The 20,721-nt window shown below is 39.7% G+C and carries 11 protein-coding genes; all 11 read right to left on the bottom strand.

What is annotated here, in order from left to right; genetic code table 11:
• Positions 1–138: 138 nt before the first annotated feature.
• Positions 139–1,122, bottom strand: coding sequence for a basic secretory protein-like protein (locus R2Q70_RS14245; RefSeq protein ID WP_316808233.1), 984 nt, complete (start codon positions 1,120–1,122; stop codon positions 139–141).
• A gap of 65 nt (positions 1,123–1,187) precedes the next feature.
• Positions 1,188–2,159: a hypothetical protein gene (locus R2Q70_RS14240; RefSeq protein ID WP_316808232.1), complete on the bottom strand. Its 972-nt coding sequence runs from the start codon at positions 2,157–2,159 to the stop codon at positions 1,188–1,190.
• A 65-nt stretch (positions 2,160–2,224) separates the two neighbouring features.
• Positions 2,225–4,057 (bottom strand): RagB/SusD family nutrient uptake outer membrane protein, encoded by a 1,833-nt coding sequence (locus R2Q70_RS14235; RefSeq protein WP_316808231.1) that lies wholly within the window; start codon positions 4,055–4,057, stop codon positions 2,225–2,227.
• A 10-nt stretch (positions 4,058–4,067) separates the two neighbouring features.
• Positions 4,068–7,289, bottom strand: coding sequence for a TonB-dependent receptor (locus tag R2Q70_RS14230; protein ID WP_316808230.1), 3,222 nt, complete (start codon positions 7,287–7,289; stop codon positions 4,068–4,070).
• 28 nt (positions 7,290–7,317) lie between these two features.
• Entirely contained in the window at positions 7,318–7,863 is a 546-nt protein-coding gene (locus R2Q70_RS14225; RefSeq protein ID WP_316808229.1) for a discoidin domain-containing protein, read from the bottom strand.
• 740 nt (positions 7,864–8,603) lie between these two features.
• Entirely contained in the window at positions 8,604–9,479 is an 876-nt protein-coding gene (locus tag R2Q70_RS14220; protein WP_316808228.1) for an ROK family protein, read from the bottom strand.
• A gap of 59 nt (positions 9,480–9,538) precedes the next feature.
• Positions 9,539–11,806 (bottom strand): GH92 family glycosyl hydrolase, encoded by a 2,268-nt coding sequence (locus R2Q70_RS14215; protein ID WP_316808227.1) that lies wholly within the window; start codon positions 11,804–11,806, stop codon positions 9,539–9,541.
• A gap of 379 nt (positions 11,807–12,185) precedes the next feature.
• Positions 12,186–14,363, bottom strand: coding sequence for a hypothetical protein (locus R2Q70_RS14210; protein ID WP_316808226.1), 2,178 nt, complete (start codon positions 14,361–14,363; stop codon positions 12,186–12,188).
• 8 nt (positions 14,364–14,371) lie between these two features.
• Positions 14,372–15,538, bottom strand: coding sequence for a glycoside hydrolase family 76 protein (locus tag R2Q70_RS14205; protein WP_316808225.1), 1,167 nt, complete (start codon positions 15,536–15,538; stop codon positions 14,372–14,374).
• Between the two features lie 102 nt (positions 15,539–15,640).
• Complete coding sequence (locus R2Q70_RS14200; RefSeq protein ID WP_316808224.1) at positions 15,641–17,461, bottom strand: RagB/SusD family nutrient uptake outer membrane protein; 1,821 nt, start codon at positions 17,459–17,461, stop codon at positions 15,641–15,643.
• Between the two features lie 11 nt (positions 17,462–17,472).
• The gene (locus R2Q70_RS14195) at positions 17,473–20,661 is read right to left on the bottom strand and encodes a TonB-dependent receptor (RefSeq protein WP_316808223.1); all 3,189 of its coding nucleotides are present in this window, start codon (positions 20,659–20,661) and stop codon (positions 17,473–17,475) included.
• Between the last annotated feature and the right edge of the window lie 60 nt (positions 20,662–20,721).

The following is a 20,721-nucleotide window of genomic DNA, read 5'->3' as shown; positions in this document are numbered from 1 at the left end:
ATTTTTGTTCGGGAGATTTTAAGCGCATTCAAATCCGTTGCAATAAGAAAGGAGGTCTGCGAAATACCTGTTGGCATAAGCAGACCTCCTTTCTCGTCAATCGAAAAAAATAGACTTTTTTTTAATCAATATCTTTATTTACTTAGATTTTTTATCGCTGTATTTTAACTTAACCTGATCGGGATTTTTACTGTAATCATCCCAAAGCTGATCGATATTTTTTCCGGTTAAATTTACCCATGATTGCTCGGTATACTGATGAGCCCTCAACTGTTCATCAAGACTGGCAACTAAGCCTGATTTAACATTTTGTTCTAACCAGGCAAAAAACCGGGCGGTAATGCGATAGCTGTTTTTGTAACTTTGCTTATTGTTAAAAGCTGGCAAACTCCATTTTGAACCCACGTTGTCTACTCCATATTCGTAACGAACATAATCAGCGATACCTTCTGTTAACCAAACCGGGCCAGCGCTATAACCATAGCCCTGAACAATATGCATCGTTTCGTGTGTAACCACATCAATATCTGTCGGGTGCGCTTTTAAATAATTGGCGCTAAACAAAATGCGGCTTCCACTGGCTTCGGCAACCGCTTTGTAAGCGGTATCAACTACGAATAATACATCATGAGTTGATTTCTTGTTGAATTTTTTAACCAGGGTTGGATAGATTTCAAAGTAGGTATCGATTAGATTTTGTCTCACAATGGGATCTAAAAGTGGATCTTTACTGATAAAGGTAAGCCTGTAACCCTTGCTTTTTTTAGTGCTGTAAAAAGACCAGCTTTTTGTCAGTGCCTCTTTAAATTCGGTGTTGATTTTCTTAAGCGATTTTCCTTTAATCCAGTCACTGTTAACCTTTATTTCACCCGCTTTGGCTTTAATGGTTTCGGTTTCATTGTTTGCAATTTCAAGGGTTACATCTCTTTTTGTACGGTAACCATCAGCCGAAGCAAAACCAGGGTACAAAACGTTAAAGGCAAAAGTTAAATGACTTTTAGTTTCCGCATCCAATAAATTCGAAGGATCGGCAATGGTAATTGTAAAATCGCGTTTTCTTTGTGCTATTGCCGTAGTACCGATTGATACAAGCAAAAGGAGCATAAAAAGTTTTTTAATCATGATAATGGATTTCAAAATAAATGAGCCTGCATTCGCAAGATCATTTTTAATAGTTATTGTTTTATTTAGTAGGTAATCGCTGGAAAATCGGTTTTCGCTTTGGCCAGCATTGGTGCCCAGTCTGCGCCTTTCTCATCTTTTGCGCCAAACGCACTTAATGCAAGCGGTGCCAAATCCACCTTCGCTGCGCCGCTCCAGAAATGTATAAATTCTCCGAAGTTCATTTTTCTGGTATATTGCTGATAGCTTTTACCCTGCACAAGAATGGCTTGTTTTGGGAAATGTTGCGATAATAAGGTGAAGAAACCATTTAAAACTTTTGTTTTTCCATAGTTTTCATAAATGGGAAGAAACCAGTTTTTAAACCACTGCGTACCTGCTTTTGGATAACTATCAGTAACCGTCATCATTTTATTATACCAGCGTTGTGCATCGGCAGTTCTGTTTAACCCAAGGTAAACATCATACTGATAAATTTCCATCCACTTGCTGTCATGCCAGATATCGAAAGCTGGCGATTCCTTTACACCTTTCGAAGCTCCTTCAACAATATGGCCAATTTCGTGTGTAGATAAATCGATATCATTTTCTACGCCAGTAACCCATGCATCCAGGCTGTTGCTGCCACAATCTGTTACGTTTCTGAAATCGTGCCCACCATCTAAATAGGTTCCCGGATGACCGCCACTATATTTGCCGGCATGGTAAATCACGAACAAACGACTGTCATCTCCGAATTTACCGTAATTTTTTTTCGTATAGTTCCAGGCTTCAGCCATATAAGTTTGTGGCCAGGCAATGGTTTGTTTTACCTCACCATCGTAATAAACAACCACACTCGTATCGTAATAAATGCGATTTAATAATTGATTATGTTCGAACCAATGTTCTTTCCATGTTTTCGATGGCGCTCCAGGCGGATCTACAGCCACCACTAATGGCGGAGCAGGTTTCGCACTTTCAACGGGCTCGTCTTTGCTATTGCAGGCAAGCAATGCAAAAAGTAAAAGGATAGATGAAGCAAAAATGTTTTTCATAGTGTAGGTATAGGGTTAAAATAACAGCACCGGATTTTGGCCCGGCGCTATTTAAATAATATGATTTACCAACCTGTATTTTGAACAATTACGGGTACTTTTTGTATCTCACCATTTGGTATCGGCCACAAATAATGTTTCTTTTGGAAAACCCTGTTTTCAACAACAACAGGAGTATAAAATCCTGGTGAATTTTGTGTAATGTTTAAACCTCTGATTTGAGTATCAGTTGTTTCAGCAATTTTCCACTCTCTGGTGTAGAAATAGCGGTCCCACTCAAAAGCAAGTTCCACACGTCTTTCTCTGCGGATGGCCTCTCTCATATTTGCAGGAACTGCGATTGCTCCTGCACCACTGCCATAAGGTGCGATACCTGCTCTGGTACGAATTCTGTTTAAATAAACCAAAATATCAGGATCGGAAGGATTTGTTTCTTGCAAAGCTTCGATATAATCCAGGTAAATTTCAGCCAATCGAATAACTGTAAAAATCGGTCTGCCGGTTGTCCAGCCCGCCACAGTAAGGTGCTTTCTTGAGGTATATCCTGTTTTAGTGTAGTCATTATTGGCAATGGCACCTTTACCAGCGTTACCGCTATTGGTAAAATCGGTAATGATGTTTGATTGTGGATTGATCCATTTGCGACCACTGTAAGTAATGTTAGCATAAAAACGCGGTTCACGGTTCACAAACATATTGCTGATTGATCTTGCTGCATTTTGATCATTTGGATCTGGCGCTTGAAAACTCGACATTCCATTAGCAGTATAAGTTGGATCGCTTTCAATTGGTAAACCATTAGCGGTAAAAAATGCATCTACCAGTTGTTGAGAAGGTGACAGAAATGAACCACCCTTATCACCACCCGAAGCACCGTTATGATTTGGTGCCAAAGAATATTGGTAAAGCGTTACATCACCACCTCTACCGAAAATAACTTCCGAATTCCAGCCATTTAAGAAAACATCTCTTGTAGCAATGAAAGCCCTGTTAAATGCGGTATTTGGCAATCCTGATGGTGTAGTGGAGATACTGTAAAGTGCATAGCTCGAATAATTAGGATTATCTAAAAACGCTTTAGCTGCAGTTGCCAATCTTGTCCATTTAGCTGCACTAGCCGTTTGACTAATTAATTGTTTACCATCTTGATTTCTTAACCCAGCGTAGTCTGTATTTCCATTAAATAACGGACGGGCAGCTGTTAACAACGTTTTAATTTTGTAAGCATCAGCAACTGATGCCGTAATATGACCATAATCTTCGTTGGCCTGTGGGGTTGCCGGTAGTCCTGCCGCTGCTGCTGTAAGCTCAGCTACTACATAATCAACACACTCATCCATAGAGTTACGCGGTTTACTGATTACCTCTAAAGGTGCATCTGATTGAATCGGATCATTACCCAATAAAACAACCGGACCATATTGTCTGATCAGATGATAGTAGTATATCGCTCTTAAGGCTCTGGCTTCATTGAAGTAACGGTTTACGATATCAACTCCGCCAATGTTACAATCCGTACACCTGGTTATATTAGCCATAAAAGTACTTGCAGCCTGAATTCCGCGGTAATAATTTTGCCAGTGATAATTTACCTGACCGCTGGTTGCATCCCAGGCACCTGTATTAATATTTTCGGTAAAGTTTGGTAAAGTATAATCAGCTTCATCGGAAGCAGCTGTCCATGGGCCACTGTTTCCCAATGCACTTGGCGAACGATCTTGATTTTGATCAGGTAGCGTAGAATATACGTTAGCTAAAGCCTGATCTACAGTACTTTTACGTTGATATTGTTGTTCGAACGTCAACCGATCATCGGGCACTTGATTCAAAAATTTCTTACAGCTGTAATTACCAACTACCAGTAAAGCTCCAACTGTATATATAAATATTTTTTTCATGCTGTTAATGTTAAAAATTAGCGGTTAAGCCTAAAGAATAATTAGAGGTTAATGGATATCGGGTACCATTGTTTGTATTGAGCTCTGGATCCCAAAGTTTGAATTTACTGATGGTGAATACGTTGTAACCCATACCATAAATCCTCAGGCGTTTGATACCCAATTTTTTAATGCCCTCTTTCAAGGTGTAACCTAAATCTGCGTTTTTCAATCTTAAGAAACTGATGTCGCGAAGCCACCAGGTACTGGCCTGATAGTTATTGCTGTTTGTTCCGCCGTAAGATAAACGAGGATAAACCGCATCCTGACGCGGGTTGGTTGGTGTCCAACGATCAGCAGCAACTGCTAACATATTACCTAAACCACCAGAATTTGCAAATGATGGTATATTTAACAGGATATCAGCATTGTCCTGACCCTGGAAGAACATTCCAAAATCGAAATTTTTATAGGTTAATGAGAATCCAAAACCATAGGTAGTACTTGGCAAATCGCCTCTTCCAATAATTGTTCTATCAAATGAGTCAATTTTTCCATCACCGTTTAAATCTTTGTATTTGATATCACCTGGCATTAATGTACCAAACTGCGTCGGACTTGCGTTAATTTCTGCCTGACTATCGAATAATTTTTCAGCGATATAACCTACACGGGTAGCAGCCAATACATTAAATCCTCTTTGCTCCATCCACGGATAAGCTTGTGGTGCCTGATCGTTTTCAATTACCTTATCTTTATTGAAAGTAACATTCGCTCTTAAATTTAACGCCCAGTCTTTATTTAACTGCGCATCGTATTGAATGGTACCGTCAATACCTTTATTCTCTACAATTCCTAAGTTACCAATTGGTGTATTTGCTAAACCGATGTAGTTTGGCACTGTTCCTCTGGTAATGAACTGATTTTTTCTACGTTCTTGAAAGAAATCGACAATTAACGATAGGTTGTTATTAAGGGTTTTTAATTCGAAACCTAAATCCTGTTTACGGGTTTCTGCCCAGGTTACATCTACACCATAAGCCGTTACGCCCAAACCACCGTTTGTAGTATTGCCTCCTGGCGTTATATTTCCATTTTGACCAAAGGTATAACTTGGAGAGCCGCCAACTTTCGTTAAATAATAGAAACGCTCACTTTCGTTATTCACATATCCTCCACCACTGCCACCACTACCAACAATACCATCAGAATAGCGGAATTTTACCATTTGAATTGCATTTTTTAAAGGCTCGAAAAATTTCTCGTTCGATAATAACCATCCTACACCAAAGGCAGGAAAAAATCCGTAACGCTTATCTGGTGCGAAGTTTTCTGAACCGTTATAACCCACGTTTGCCTCAAAGAAATATTTATCATCATAAGCATAAGTGGCACGACTGGCGATACCTTGCAAACGATATGGTAGTGAAAGCGTTAAGTTACCTGCAAAAGGAGTGGTATTGTCATTTTGATTATATAACAATAAACCAGTTACCGCATGTTTGCCAAAGGTACGGTTGTAGTTCACTGCAGCTTCTAAATAAATCTTTTTATCGCCACCGTTACCAATGCCATAATTCAAAAATTCCTGTCCCTGAAGGATCAGTCCGTATTTATAACCCGACGCTGGGTTTCCCGGTACGATATAAGGATCGTTAGGGTTAATTCTAAACAAACTTTCTCTTCTTGTTCTGTTCACCGAACTGTTGGTGTTTACATCAAAAGAGAACATCGTAGTTGCCGATAAACCAGGCGTAAGTTCTTTTAAATCTTGCGTTAAACGGATGTTTGAATACAATTGCGTTGTGTAACCAACACGGTATCCATTTCTGGTTACATCTCCATAGGGGTTACGCTGATCGGCTTGCGGACTAATACCTGGCAAACTTCCATTTGGATAAAGTACTGGAAATGAGGTTGGGTTAATTAAAAAAGCCTGATTAAAGATATCTTGCGCCAATAAATTACTTGGATAACTTGTTTGTGCTAAAATTCCTTTAATCCCTAAATCTAACTTTGTTGTTCCGGTGATGTCCCAATTTAAATTGGCACTCACGTTATAACGCTCAAAATTTTGTTTAGCAGCATCATTTACGGCTTCATCTGTTTTAAACAAACCATCTTCACCATAATAACCTAATGAAACATAATATTTCGCATTGCTTACACCGCCTGATAAATTTGCCGTTGCAGATCTGTTTCTACCAAAATCATTGTAAATGGCATCAAACCAATCTACATTCGGGTAAAGAATCGGATCTGTACCTGCTGCAGTTCTTTGAATTGCATCGATAGAATACGCCGGAGTAAAGGCTCCTGCTGCACCACTTCTTAAATAATCAGAATATCTGGCTTCGTTGGCGAGGTTCATATAATCCACCCCATCAATTAAATCTGGCTTTTTGGTGAAACGACTAATGCCTTCATAATATTCAACATTGATACGTGGCGCACCGATTTTTCCTTGTTTGGTGTTGATTAAGATTACACCGTTTGCACCGCGAATACCATAGACTGCTGTTGCAGCAGCATCTTTAAGTACAGTAAAATTCTCTACATCATAAACGCTGATATCGTTCAGGTTACGGTTTGGAACACCATCAATAATTACCAACGGACCCCTATCATTTGCAGTTAGAGAAGATACGCCACGAATGAAAATATCTGAGCCGTTTTGACCAGGCTCACCATTTCTGGATACGTTCACTACACCTGGGATACGACCAGCCAATAACTGACTCATACTGGAAACCGGTTGTCTTAATTCGGAAGCTTTAACAGAAGATTGGGCACCAACCAAACTTTCTTTCTTTTGGGTACCAAAACCCACAATTGCCACCTCTTCGAGGTTGGAACCGGTGGTTTCTTTTAAACGAATATCCAAAACAGTTTGCGTACCCACTGTAATTTCTTGCGTGTCGTAACCTACGTAAGTGATAATCAGAACTGTATTCTGATCAGGAACGGTAATGGTAAATGCGCCATTAACATCAGCGGCAGCACTAATGGAAGCCCCTTTTACCTTTACACCAGCACCTGGTAGTGGTAAACCAGCGGCATCTTTAACAATACCCCGAATGATAATATCGGCCTTTGCCGGTGAAAGCAAAACCGAGCTGTTTATTTTAATTGCAGAAGCGTTTGCTGAATGATAAAAACTGCCGCTAATTACTAATGCAACTGCAATAGCTTTAGATGCGCAATTTTTAAACCTGAGCTTACCCTCTGTTAAATGTGTAAGTTTTTTCATCATAATTTTTTCTTAGTGTAAATGGTTCAGGTTATTGTTGTTCTGCAGGCACTTCAATTAAACGCCACTCAGATAACTGGAATAAAGAGCCGCTGCTCACCGCAGAAATGCTGATTCTGTAGTGATTGTACAGCACAAGGTTTTTAAAGCTATAGGTTTTGGTTAAGTTACGGCCTGAGAATGTTTCGCCAGTTCTGGTATCTAAATCCACCCAAGTAGTACCATCCATTGAGCCACTAAATTTCCAATCCCTTGGATCTCTACCTGGAGCATCGCCACCAGAAGTTAGGGTGTAAGATGCCACTTGCTGTGGAGCAGGGAATGATAACTGCATGTAGAAATTAGACTGATAAGGATTGATCAAAAATTTCGAGTTGAAATCGTTATCAATCACTTTTGCAGAGCCTTCGCCGCCCGAGGCTCCGGCGCCATTTTCGATGTTTACGGTTAGATTGCCTTTAGCGGTAACATCTACCTTAGCTTTCCAGGTAAAAAGGTCTACTGCCGGATACTCTTCCTTACCGCAACCTAGCAATAATGCTACGGCAAGGCAGAGTCCAAAAGTCCTTTTGGTCATTTTTAAAAGATTCATAAATTAATTGGTTATAGTTGTTTAGTTATAAATTTTCAATGTTGTGCCGTCACCAGGCATGCAGCATCGCTCACGGAATATTCAAATTTTCCGTTTAGTGGTATTCAGTTTGCATTTTCCATGCATGAATGAATAGTCATCAAGAAGATACAGCCGGTTAGCGCTTACATTGATTTGCATTCGCGTTCAAAAAATTAAATGGCTTGAACGCTGTGCTTCAGGTTTGAAAAGTCATACATGCTGACTTAGAAAACACCTTATGTGCTTTGGTTGAGTAGAGTTTTGGTCATAGTTGTTTTGGTTTGGGTTGTGATTTGAATAACAGATGATTAAGAAAATTAATTCGTTTAATTGTTTTGTTTGTCGGTAATAATTAGTTTGGTATAGGACTAAAACGTTTTAGTCTTTTAGCCTTAAAAAAAAGTATCGGCCAAAAGACGGACACCTTACTCCAAAGCGAAGGATTTGATTCCTTCAAAAAACTAAAACGTTTTATTAAACAATAATAGAGATTTACTTTTCAAAAGAAAAATTTATTTTAACATTATTAAAAAATTATTATTTCAAGTAGAAAAACGGATCAAAAACAGAATTTTAGCCACCATAATTGAATGTAATAGCTAAAATTTGGGAGATCTGACTATTTTTTCCGGTCGACTTACGGTTTTTATTGAAATAACATTTGATAAGACGCCCATTTAATTCAATTTAGCGAAGTAATTGATTTAGATCAGACTCACATCACACCTGCTGGCCGCACCAATTAACGCGGCATGTTCTTTCAATTCCGATATTTTAATTCCGGCGTGGATGTCGTTGCCTTTTAAGGTTGCGATAAGTTCTGGCGAAAATTCATTAAATGCCTGCGCAATGTTTCCACCAACAATTACCGTATCAATTTTATGTTTATTGATAATTGGAATTAAAAATTGGGCAAGGTTATAACCGAACTCCATGAAAACCTGTGTAGCCAGATGATCGGTTTTTGCAGCGATTACCAACTCTTTCACCCCATCCAAACTATTACCGCTTAATTGGAAATATCTTTTCACAAACCAGCGTGTGGCCAAATAATCTTCAGCAATTCCATCTAAAAAGGATGAATTCCAGAGCGCAGCGTCTGTTGCTTTATGGTTGATACAGAGCGATGAACCCAAACCAGTGCCCAATGTTAAACCCAACACATTTGCGTTGCCTTTCGCAGCACCAGCAAAAACCTCACCTTGCAAAAAGCCCGCTGCATCGTTAATAAAATGGATATTTTCTGATGGAATATCTAATCGCTTTGCTAATTCGTTTTTTACGTTAACCTTGTACAAGGATTTGAATTTATCCTGATCTTTAATTAAGGACACACCAAGTTCATAATCGAATGGCCCAGGCATGGCAATGCCTATCAATCTCGATTCAAATGGCAAGCCATCAAAAGCATCGTTAATAATCTCTACCCAGGCGTTTAAAATTACCTCTTTACTTTCCTGCGAATTTACGGCGCTACGCTTAATTGAGTTTTCAATCAACGTTCTTTTCTCCAAATCTATCAAGGCGGCTGTGATGTGCGAGCCACCAATATCTACACCTAATGCTACAGGCTTTTCCATTCTTTTCTTTAAATATTTCTGTAAAAATAATTTTTTCTATCCATTACTAAAACGTTAAACTAGTTTGTTAACGAAAATGGCTTATCACTTTCTGTTAAACCTTTATTCAAAGCAGGTTTATTGCTCATTTCTAGTTTTAATGTTCCTCCCTTGAGTAAATCTTGGTGGGTAATAAAATTGCGTGTATACGATTTGCCATTTAAGCTGGCAGATTTGATATACACATTAGATGCATTATTTTCCGGAGCATCGATCACAAACTTTTTCCCGTTTTCCAGGTTAATGGTAGTTTTTTTAAACATTGGGCTACCAAACACGTATTCTCCGGTTCCGGGGGTAACGCTGTAAAAACCCAACGCACTTAATACAAACCAGGAAGAAGTTTGTCCCTGATCTTCATCTCCGGGATACCCATTTTCGGTTGCGTTGTACAATTTGCTCATCACCTCCCGGGCATGAAATTGCGCTTTCCATGGCTGGTTGGCATAGTTGTACAAATAAACCATGTGCTGAATCGGTTGATTACCATGCGCATATTGCCCCATATTGGCCATCACCATTTCCGTCATTTCGTGAATCATACCTCCGTATGTACCCACTTTCACATTATTCGGCTGCGAAAATACAGAATCTAACTTAGCAACAAAATTTTCCTTGCCCCCCATCATGTTAATTAATCCTTTGGTATCCTGAAAAACCGACCATTGCCAGTGCCAGGCATTGCCTTCTGTAAAGGGTCCGCCCCACTCTATCGGATCGAAATTTGGTGCCCACTTTCCATTTAAATCTTTCCCTCTCATAAACCGGGTTGCAGGATCGTAGACATTTTTATAGTTATACATCTGGCGTTCGAAAATATCCATGTAAAATTTATTGCCCGTCATTTTTGCGAGCTGATAACCGCAAAAATCATCGTAAGCATATTCTAAAGTTTTCGCTGTTGCTTCGCGATATTTTGGATAGGGAACATAACCTAACTGATAATATTCTCTCCAGCCATCACGGCCATTTGCAGGACCCCAAGGCCCTTTATTGGTTGCTTCGTGCAAGTAAGCCTCCAAGGCTTTGTTCGGATCGAAAGTGCGCAAACCCTTAGCCCAGGCATCCGCAAAAAGAGAAATGGCATGATTGCCGATCATACTTCCAGCCTCGCTCGGAAACGACCATGAAGGTAGCCAGCCGCATTGCTCATAGGCTTCAATCATTGCTTGCATATAACGCCCGTGCATCTCGGGTTGAACCAAAGTATTCAATGGAAACTGCGCCCTGAAGGTGTCCCAAAATCCGGTATCCGTGTACATGTAACCTGCATGAACCGTTCCATCATACGGACTAAAATAATGTGGTTTTCCATTCGCATCAATTTCGTAAAATTTTCGTGAGAATAGGCTGGCTCTGAAGAAACACGAGTAAAACGTTTCCATGTCGGCTTTGGTTCCGCCTTCAACCACGATTTTTCCTAAAGATTTATTCCATACTGCCGCAGCTTTAGCTTTAGTTTGTTCTAACGTTTGGTCGGCTCCTAATTCTGATTTTAAATTTAATTCGGCCTGTTCCATGCTGATATAAGAAGATGCCGTTTTCACCTGAACTTTTGTACCGGCTTTAAATTCGATATAAACACCTTTACCAAGTCCATCGGCCAAAGTGGAATCAGGATTAGTGGTATTTTTCCTGTTTTCCCAGGTTCCGTAAGCTTTAATCGGTTGATCAAATTTCAATACGAAATAACTCTTCCAGCCTTTTTTAAAACCTTCGCCATTGTTTACATAACCTGTTATTTTATTTTCTTTCGGATAAATTTGAACGCCGCTTAAACGGGTGTATCCATCCAGAATTAAAAAGCTTTTCTTTCCTTTTGGATAAGTAAATCGTAAATGTGCGCCACGTTCTGATGGCGAAATTTCAGTGGTAATTTGATTATCCAGGGTAACCTTGTAGTAATTAGGTTTAGCAATTTCATTGGCATGACTAAACCTGGTTTCGCGTTGATTTTCATCAACAACCAATTGATCAACTATTGGCATTAATGAAAAAACCGCGTAATCTCTGCTCCATGAACTGCACTGGTGCGCCTGCTGAAAACCTCTAATTTTGTCTTTAAAATACTGATATTTCCATCCATCTCCATTTCTGCCTGTTTGGGGTGTCCAGGTATGCATGCCAAAAGGCAGCGCCGTAGTGGGATAAGTGTTCCCCCTGGTGAGTTCATGCTTCGAATTTGTTCCCTGTAGCGTATTTACATAATTGACCAAGTCTTTTTCCTGAGCCAATAACCCTTTGGCAGCAAGGCAAATTATAATGGTGGGTAAAAATTTAAGTTTCATTTGTGTGTTTGATTATTCAATACTATTTAATTTATTTCATTGTGGGCTTCATCTACGAAGCCAGTCCCGTTCACTTTCGTCATTTCGAGCGAGATCAACTCTCATCATTTTCCGTCATCTCGAACGAAATCAATCCTTCATTGATGGAGGAGAGATCTCATTCCAAAAAGTCCTCTAATGAGATCTCTCCATCGCTAAAAGCTCAGTCGAGATGGCGACTAGCAAAGTTTCGTCATCTCGAACGAGATCAATTCTCATCATTTCCGGTCATCTCGAACGAGGTCAATCCTTCATTGATGGAGGACAGATCTCATTCCAAAAAACCTCTAATGAGATCTCTCCATCGCAAAAAGCTCATCGAGATGACGATTTATTTTTTCTACCAGCTGATGTTAACATTTACCCCTTCGCTAAAATTTTCGAAACCCAACAACAATGTTTTCGATTTTTCGTCCCAATTGTTTTGTGTAAGTGGTAAATTTCTACCTGCGGTACTGGCTGTAATTTTTGTGGGTTTATCAGCTAACAAAATGCGCATGATGTTATTTGTTTTCGATGGGCTCTTTGCCAAAAACTGATAGGATTTCTTATTCGAAACTTCGTCGGTTATCCTTGCCGCTGCTGCCAGAACCTGTGGTTTATTTTTATTTTCAGCTTTATTGACATCAAATAAGTAAGCCTGTGTATTGGGTTGGATAATTTTTGTGTTTAAAACTGGAAGTGCGGGATCAAATAAATCAATAAAAGTTCCCTTTAAAGTTAATGGCTCCTTATGCAAACTTTCATCTAAAACAGCTGCAATAATAAATGGCCCACGTTCTAACACGAAATTGTTCTTTACAATAAATTCTCCAGCTTTTGCATCATTTTCATAGGCCCGTTTTACGTTGGCCATGAAATCTTCATCGCCGTTGGCTTTTAAAATAAGTTCTTTTGGATCTTTACGAACCAGGTAAACTTTACCTTTACCCACCTCATAAATGCCACCACTTTCACTTTGCGGAACATTTAACAATCCAAACAAATGCTGAGATGGTGCATTAAAAGTATTGCCGTTACTGTTCCACCATTCTTTTACATTTTGAAAAGGATCATTATCTCGCCCATAATAAAGCAATACGCCCCCGTTTTTTACCCATTTAGCCAGTTCGAGGTGAAAATCAGCTGATAAAGGCTTCATGTTTGCATAACTCATGATCAAAACCTTTATGTCTTTTAAGGTATTTTTATTGGCAAGATTTTCAATATGAACGGTTTCTACCGGGATACCTTGCTTCAAGAGGGGAATAGCCATCCCATAAAAGTTTGATAGTTGTGGATCATCATATCCTTGATGGGTTGGAAAACGCTGAAACATCATGGAGTTTGACAACAGCACACCAATTCCATGACTTCCGTTTAAGGTATTTTTTGACAAAGGCATTTGATTTAAGGAATTAACCATTACCTGCATCTGCGTGGCGTAAGCCGGCGAAATCGGTTGACGTTCTTTCATTCCCTCCACCGGGAATTTTCCCCTGTAAATGCGGTTCGGCCATGGCATCACCTCGTAATTATCAACCATCGGATATAACAATTCTGCTGTGAAAGTGGCTTCATAGTTTACTTTATAATCATCCCACGATCTGGACCTGTCTTCAATAGGATCTGTTAAGAAGTAAATTTTCCGGCCTGTTGGTGCGGTCATTGAAACCATTGAACCATATTCTAAAAAGGCATTTTCGAACACACGTTCCTTTTCCAGTCCTCTGTAATAAATTGGCTCACGCGATGTTCCGGTCCACACCTGGGCAATGTATCCATCCATACCTTCCAAATTAGCCAAACTGGCTTCCGGACTCACAATTTGCCATGAGGAGTAGTTGATTAACGAATGTGTTGGCACAAAACATTTCACTCTTTTACCCTTGCTTTCACTATATGTTTTTACATAACTAAAAACTTCCTTAAGCGCATTGAAATAAAGCTGATATTTTAATTTTGACGATAAATAAGTGGCTTCAGGCGATTCATGCTGAGCCATCCACGGGAAACCATAATATTTTTGCCACTCATCTTTAAAGGTTTGACTGTAACCTGCACGGGCCCAAAATTCTGGCTCTTCGAGATAAATTGCGGTTACGCCAGCATCAATAGCTCTTTTTGCATGGGTTTTCATGTAAGTAAGAAACGTAGCTGTTGGAACAATGTAAGGTACATTTTTGCCATGCCAGATGGTTTCGCCATTGCGCATCATCTGGCCTTCATCCAAATGATTTTTCCCATCCCATTCACCCAGGAAGTAATCTTTATATTGTCCCCAGGCAATTCCCGTCATGAACTGAACTTCATAGCCTTTATCACGATAGCCTTTCACCCGCTCTTCAAACTTCCCGCCATCGTCGTTAATGCCATACACCATTGCAATATCCGAACGAACATCGTAATCAGGACTCCAGGGTGCAGAAACCTGAAAGGAAGTTTTTTGTTTCGATTTTACCTGAGCATCGGCATTGCCTTGATGAATATAGCCCCAAGCCAAAAGTGAAATTGATGCATAGAACTTTAAATTTTTCATAACTGCATCTAATTAGTTGGAGCAAAGAGCTGCATAAATGCAACAGCGCTACTCGATTCATACGATTGGACAATTCCTGTCGGGCATGGAACTTTGTAGTTTCTGTGCATAATGCCGCGACCAAAATCGCGGTTGCCCCAAGCGGTATTGGCATTAAAGACAGCCCATTTTGCATAATCACCTGCCGGATAAGCTTTGGCTAAATCTGCTAAGTATTGCGCAAAAATTGCCTTTAACACGCCTTGCTCATTCCAATCTCCTTCAGCCGGTAAAATCCCGCTGGGATCGCTCATGGTATTTTTGGTGTAGTTTGCGGCAATTTTGGCATCGTCTAAATAACTTTGCGTATTGGTATTTTTATACAACATCACCGCAGCACCAATTGCTGTGCCCTGGTTGTAGGTATAATCTTCAAAACCCGGATTATTGTTTCCGACCTTGTGGTCAGCTACTCTTCCTTTTGTAATATCGAAGAGGTTCTCTCTAGACCATGCGTAAATTTCTTTGGCTTTGGTTAGGTACGCTTCGTCTTTCGTAACGTTGTATAACCGCATGGCAGCAATTACCGTTGGGTAATTGATACAGGCATTTTTACCGCTATGTTTGAAATCCCAAAACATGCCACCTTTTACCGGATCGTAAGAACCGCTCCAAACTTTTGCAAAACCAGATTTGGCTTTATCGAGGTAAGCTTGATTTTTAGTGATTTCATAAGCACGGGTGAGCGACATTACCCACCACATCATGTCATCATAAATAAACCACTCAATAGAATTATCCCAGTTATAATTATCGTAGCGTTTAGCACCGCCATCATACATATCTGTAATCATTTTATAATAAGCGGGGTCTTTGGTCCGCTCATAAGCGTTCATTACAATATCCCAGTAAATAGCCTGTGTCCAGATGGCAGCCAGCCCCTTCTGCTCGGTGGTACTGTAATAAAGTTTATCGGCAGTGCTGTAATAAATTTTATTGAATGAATTGAGGGCGATTGTGGCCTCGGCTGCAGTAAAACTTGTAGTACCGGTAGGCGGTAAAGTTGGCGGTGAGGGTGTTGGTTCTGCAGTGCCTTTTTTACTGCAAGAATTCATTGAAAGAACTAAAAAAAGGCAGAAAAAAGTAATCAATATTTTGAGTGCGTACTGATTTTTAGGTACAGAGATGTTTTCCATAATGTGTGGTTCTTATGGTTGAGAAAATATCAAGGCGGCACTTACATAAGTAGATGAATGTAAGCGCCACCTGATTTTAGTTATTTGATTCCAGAAGCTGGTTTACCAACCTGGATTTTGCACCATTAAATCATCCGAGTTAACGTCTTTTGCAGGGATTGGGAATAAATAATGTCTTTTTGTAAACGTTCTCGTTTCAAAAGGAATCACGGTGAAGAAAGCCGGCAAATTCTGAGTGATATTTAAGCCATAAATTGGCCCGTTATCAGTAGTTTCAGCTATTTTCCATCTTCTGGTATCGAAATACCTTACGTTTTCGAAAGCCAATTCTGATCGGCGCTCGTTTCTGATGGCTTGTCTCATTGCTGCCTGATCTGCCGGAGCTGGAATTTGACCAGCGCCACTTCCATATTGCGGGATACCGGCTCTTTGTCTGATTTGGTTTAAATAATTTAAAATATCAGGATCACCAGGCGTAGATTCATTTAAAGCCTCAACATAATCAAGGAATAAATTTCCAACGCGGTATAAAATAACCGGACGGTTACCTTCATTCCAGTTTCCTAAACCCTGTGCTTTTCTTACCGCATAACCAGTAACGGTATAATCATTACCACCAGTAGCTTTGCCTGAATTTCCGTTATTGTTAAATTGAGTAATAATATTGCCAAATCTGGTGTTTAACCACACACTGTTGTGATAGGTAATATTTACATAAAAACGAGGCTCGCGGTTAACCCATTGGTTATAGGTATCTGTTGCAATCGGACTTCCCGGAGCCTGAAAGTTTGTAGAACCCGTTCTTACATAACCGGAAGCCGGATCATCAATGGTACGACCATTAGCTGTGAAAAATGCATCAACCTGATTTTGTGTTGCACCTAAACCTGCCGAACCCCGCACCTCTGAGTTTGAACCATTATGATATGGAGTCATTTCATATTGGCGAGATCCAATTGAAGACTCAACCCGTGTCATGATAATTTCATTGTTGAAACGATCAATAAATAAATCACGACAAGACAAATATGGATCGAAATTACCCGCAGCGTTATTTTTTCTGAATAAACTATAAGTACCCGGAACAAACTGTGTAATATATGCTTTAGCTGCATCCGAAGCTCTCTTCCATTTCGAAGCATCGAAAGTTTGATTGATTAATTGTTTACCATCTTTGTTCTTAAGGTTAGCCAAGTCAGTATTACCATTATACAATGGGCTAGCGGCCAATACCAATGCCTGAACTTTATAACTTAAAGCCATACCTTTGGTAATGCGACCATAATTATCGTTACTCGAAGCATTAACAGGCAGATTTGCTGCAGCTGCATCTAACTCACTTACAATGTAATTAATACACTCATCAAAGCTGCTACGAGGTAATCTTAATGTTTCGGTTGGTGCATCAGGCTCAATTACACTTTCGCCTAAAAGGACTACTGGTCCGTAAATACGTGCCAGGTAAAAATAATACATGGCTCTAAGTGCCCTGGCTTCATTTTTATACTGTACAGTCAATTGTGGTGTAATGTCCTGCGTTACCCTATCAATATTGGCGATAAAGAAACTGGCAGAGCGAATACCACGGTAAAAGTTGTTCCAGTAGTCGTTTACAAAACCGCTGTTGGCATCCCAGCTACCAATATTAATGTTATTACACTGGTTGAAACCCCACACCCATTCTGCTTCGTCAGATGAGCCTGTCCAAACGCCGGCATTACGCCCCGTATTTGGGTTACGCTGACCAAATTCATCAGGAATTTGACTGTAAATATTTGCCAGAAATTTCTCAGCTGTTTGACGGGTTGTAAAAGTTTGATCAAGTGTCAACCTATCATCAGGTACTTGATCCAGAAATCCTTTTTTACACGATGTTGCAAAGGTTAAACCTGCTACAAGTGTGATATATAATATTTTTTTCATTGTTGTAATCTTTAAAATTTAAGATTTAATCCTAACGATAATGTGGCTGTTTGTGGATAACGGTTACCATTTGCTCTACCTCCCGTATTTAATTCCGGATCCCAAAGTTTCCAATCGCTGAAAGTAAATAAGTTGGTACCAATTAAGTAAACCGCAGCATTTTTGATTTTAACTTTTTCGGTTAAGCTTTTTGGTAAGTTATAACTTAGCTGCGCCGTTTTAAGCCTCAAGAAATTTACATCTTTAACCCACCAAGAACTTTCCAAAGTATTGTTGGTATTATCTGCTTCGCCGTATGCTAAACGTGGATAAAATACATCCTGGCTTGGATTAGATGGGGTCCATCTATCTGTTGCAATGGTATAAGCATTACTTAAGCCGCCGCCACCATTAAATGGAAATATACCTGAACCACCTAACATAATATCGGCTCCGTGTACGCCCTGAAAGAAAGTGCTTAATGCAAAACCTTTATACGATACATTTAGGCCAAAACCATATACTTTGTTCGGAATATCCCCACGACCGATGTAGGTTTTATCATAATCATTAATTAAACCATCACCATTTAAATCGGTATACTTAATATCCCCGGGGCGGATTGATGCTTTTGATCCTGGAGTTGCACTGGCATCAATTTCTGCTTGTGTATCAAACAATTTCTCGGCAAGATATCCATATCTTCCTAAAACGTTGTTACCGATACGGTTCATCCATGGGTAAGGTTGCGCCGGGCGATCATCTTCTACAATTTTATCTTTGTTGTAAGTAAATGTTCCTCTGAAACCAACATCAACCTGACCCAACTTAACGTTATATTCCAACGTAGCGTCAAATCCGCGGTTATCAACCACCCCTAAATTCCCGAAAGGCTGATTGGTTAGACCAATATAACCTGGAATTGATGCTCGCTGAAAAAAGATTCCTGTTCTATATTCTTTAAATAAATCGACAATTAAATAAAGGTTATCATTTAATGTTCTAATCTCCATACCCAAATCCTGCTTGCGTGATTCAGCCCAACTTGCATCAACGCCGTAATCGGTAACGTTAATTCCACCTGGATTTGCAAAGTTTTGTCCAAACTGATAACCTTGCACATTATCTGGCGCTCCTCCATTATCGGATACTAATGTTAAATACGCGAAACGACGACCAGGTAAATCACCGATACCGGTAACCCCATCAGAGTATCTAAATTTCAAGAACGATATAGTGTTTTTCATGCCTTCCCAGAATTTTTCATTCGACGGAATCCATCCTAAACCAAATGCTGGAAAAGTACCGAAACGTTTATTTGGCGCAAAAGATTCTGAGCCATTATAACCTAAGTTAAATTCAGCGAAATAACGATCGTTATAAGAATAGGTCGCTCTAGCGGCTAATCCTAACTGACGGAAAGGAATTGATGAAGCAAAATTAGCGGCGAAAGGTTCTGTACGATCTTCTGAATAACCTAAAACTAAACCACCAATACGATGTTTGCCAAATGCTCTATCATAATTAATTGAACCCTCAGCATAAAACTTACGGTTACCGCCTCTTGAAGGTTCATAAGACAAGTAATTTTGTGAACTGGTAAAACTCTGAATTAAATCCAATGATCCATCCGCTTTATAAGGGTTATTAATATCTCTTAAAAAGAACGTGCTTTCGCGTTTTGAGCGTTTTATAGAATTATTACTTGCATTATCAAAGGCTGCCATTACGGAAGCAGATAATCCTTCAGTAAGCATTTTTAAATCCTGGGTAATTCTTAAATTACTATAAAGCTGATTGCCATACTCCGTTCTGTATCCACGACGAGTTAAATCGGCATAAGGATTACGGAAACCACCATTTGAAGAACGTCCGGGAACCAATCCGCCTGGATAAATTACTGGATACTCAACAGGAGATACATCTAAGGCTGAACCAAAAATCGATTCTGTTGTTTCCCCAGGATAGTTACCAGCAGAAACAAACCCCTGCAAGCCTAAATCTAGTTTAGTTGTTCCGGTAAGTTTTAAATTCAAATTACTGGTAAAATTGTAACGTTTATAGTCCATATCTGTATTATAAGACGCTAAATCGGATGTTTTTAAGAAACCCTTCTCGTTATAATACGCTAATGACACATAGTATTGTGCATTATCTACACCACCACTAGCATTTAAATTGGCCCGACGGAGACGGCTATAGTCTTTAAATAATTCGTTCATCCAGTTTACATTTGGATAAACCAATGGATCGACACCAGAAGCCGTACGATTGATATAATCCTGCGAATATTTTGCGGCCTGACCGCGACCTGTTAAAGCTTCATTAGCAAGATTCATATAAGTTATACCATCTAAGGCTTCCGGATGGCGTGTAAATGTGCTTAAGCCTTCATTATAATCGAAAAAGATTGATGGTTTTCCAACTTTACCTCTCTTCGTATTTACAATGATTACACCATTTGCACCGCGGGCACCGTATACAGCTGTTCCTGACGCATCCTTTAAAACCGTAAATGATTCAATATCTTCAGGATCAATATTGGCAATACTACGTTGAACCCCATCCACCAATACCAGTGGCGAGCTGCTGCCGCCACCAAAGGTAGAGATACCACGCACCCAGATATCTGCTGCACTTCTTCCTGGTTCACCCGTACGCTGTACACCAACTACACCTGCAATTCTACCAGCTAGCGATTGGGTAACACTGGCTACTGGAATCTTAAGTTCTTTCGAATCGATGGTAGACTGGGCGCCAATTAATGATACTTTACGCTGCGTACCAAAACCTACCACCGCAACCTCTTCCAGTGAATTAGAACTTGGTGCCAATTGAATGTTCAAATTTTTCTGGTTACCCACAGTTACTTCTTTCGCCTCGTAGCCTACATATGAAACAACAAGTACTGAAGATTCTGACGGTACACTAATGCTAAACGAACCATTTATATCCGTAGCGGCAACTACTAAAGAGCCCTTTACTTTAACGCTTGCCCCTGGAATTGGTGTTCCGGTTTCGTCTTTAATAATACCTCTAATTACAATGTCGGCAACAGGACGCTTTAATTCCTTTGTTGCCATTGGCGAAGTATTAATATTTATTGCACCCGCCGATGCATTAAATGTTAATCCAAGTGCCAGAGAAAGTGCACCTAACTTGCAGGCGCTCTCCTTCGTCATAAGCCTTAGCTTAATGAGCCTAGTAAATTTTTTGTTCATAATGGTTGGTTTTGTACTTGGTTAGTTATCTTTTCAGATATATAGTTATTCTTTTGCTTG

Source organism: Pedobacter agri, from assembly GCF_032678665.1.
Classification (GTDB): domain Bacteria; phylum Bacteroidota; class Bacteroidia; order Sphingobacteriales; family Sphingobacteriaceae; genus Pedobacter; species Pedobacter agri_A.
This window is presented reverse-complemented; position numbering and strand designations above follow the sequence as displayed.

What these genes read in the sequence shown, in the direction of transcription:
- R2Q70_RS14245 (WP_316808233.1), bottom strand. Translation starts at nt 1,122, where the DNA reads ATGATTAAAAAACTTTTTATGCTCCTTTTGCTTGTATCAATCGGTACT.
- R2Q70_RS14240 (WP_316808232.1), bottom strand. Translation starts at nt 2,159, where the DNA reads ATGAAAAACATTTTTGCTTCATCTATCCTTTTACTTTTTGCATTGCTT.
- R2Q70_RS14235 (WP_316808231.1), bottom strand. Translation starts at nt 4,057, where the DNA reads ATGAAAAAAATATTTATATATACAGTTGGAGCTTTACTGGTAGTTGGT.
- R2Q70_RS14230 (WP_316808230.1), bottom strand. Translation starts at nt 7,289, where the DNA reads ATGATGAAAAAACTTACACATTTAACAGAGGGTAAGCTCAGGTTTAAA.
- R2Q70_RS14225 (WP_316808229.1), bottom strand. Translation starts at nt 7,863, where the DNA reads ATGACCAAAAGGACTTTTGGACTCTGCCTTGCCGTAGCATTATTGCTA.
- R2Q70_RS14220 (WP_316808228.1), bottom strand. Translation starts at nt 9,479, where the DNA reads ATGGAAAAGCCTGTAGCATTAGGTGTAGATATTGGTGGCTCGCACATC.
- R2Q70_RS14215 (WP_316808227.1), bottom strand. Translation starts at nt 11,806, where the DNA reads ATGAAACTTAAATTTTTACCCACCATTATAATTTGCCTTGCTGCCAAA.
- R2Q70_RS14210 (WP_316808226.1), bottom strand. Translation starts at nt 14,363, where the DNA reads ATGAAAAATTTAAAGTTCTATGCATCAATTTCACTTTTGGCTTGGGGC.
- R2Q70_RS14205 (WP_316808225.1), bottom strand. Translation starts at nt 15,538, where the DNA reads ATGGAAAACATCTCTGTACCTAAAAATCAGTACGCACTCAAAATATTG.
- R2Q70_RS14200 (WP_316808224.1), bottom strand. Translation starts at nt 17,461, where the DNA reads ATGAAAAAAATATTATATATCACACTTGTAGCAGGTTTAACCTTTGCA.
- R2Q70_RS14195 (WP_316808223.1), bottom strand. Translation starts at nt 20,661, where the DNA reads ATGAACAAAAAATTTACTAGGCTCATTAAGCTAAGGCTTATGACGAAG.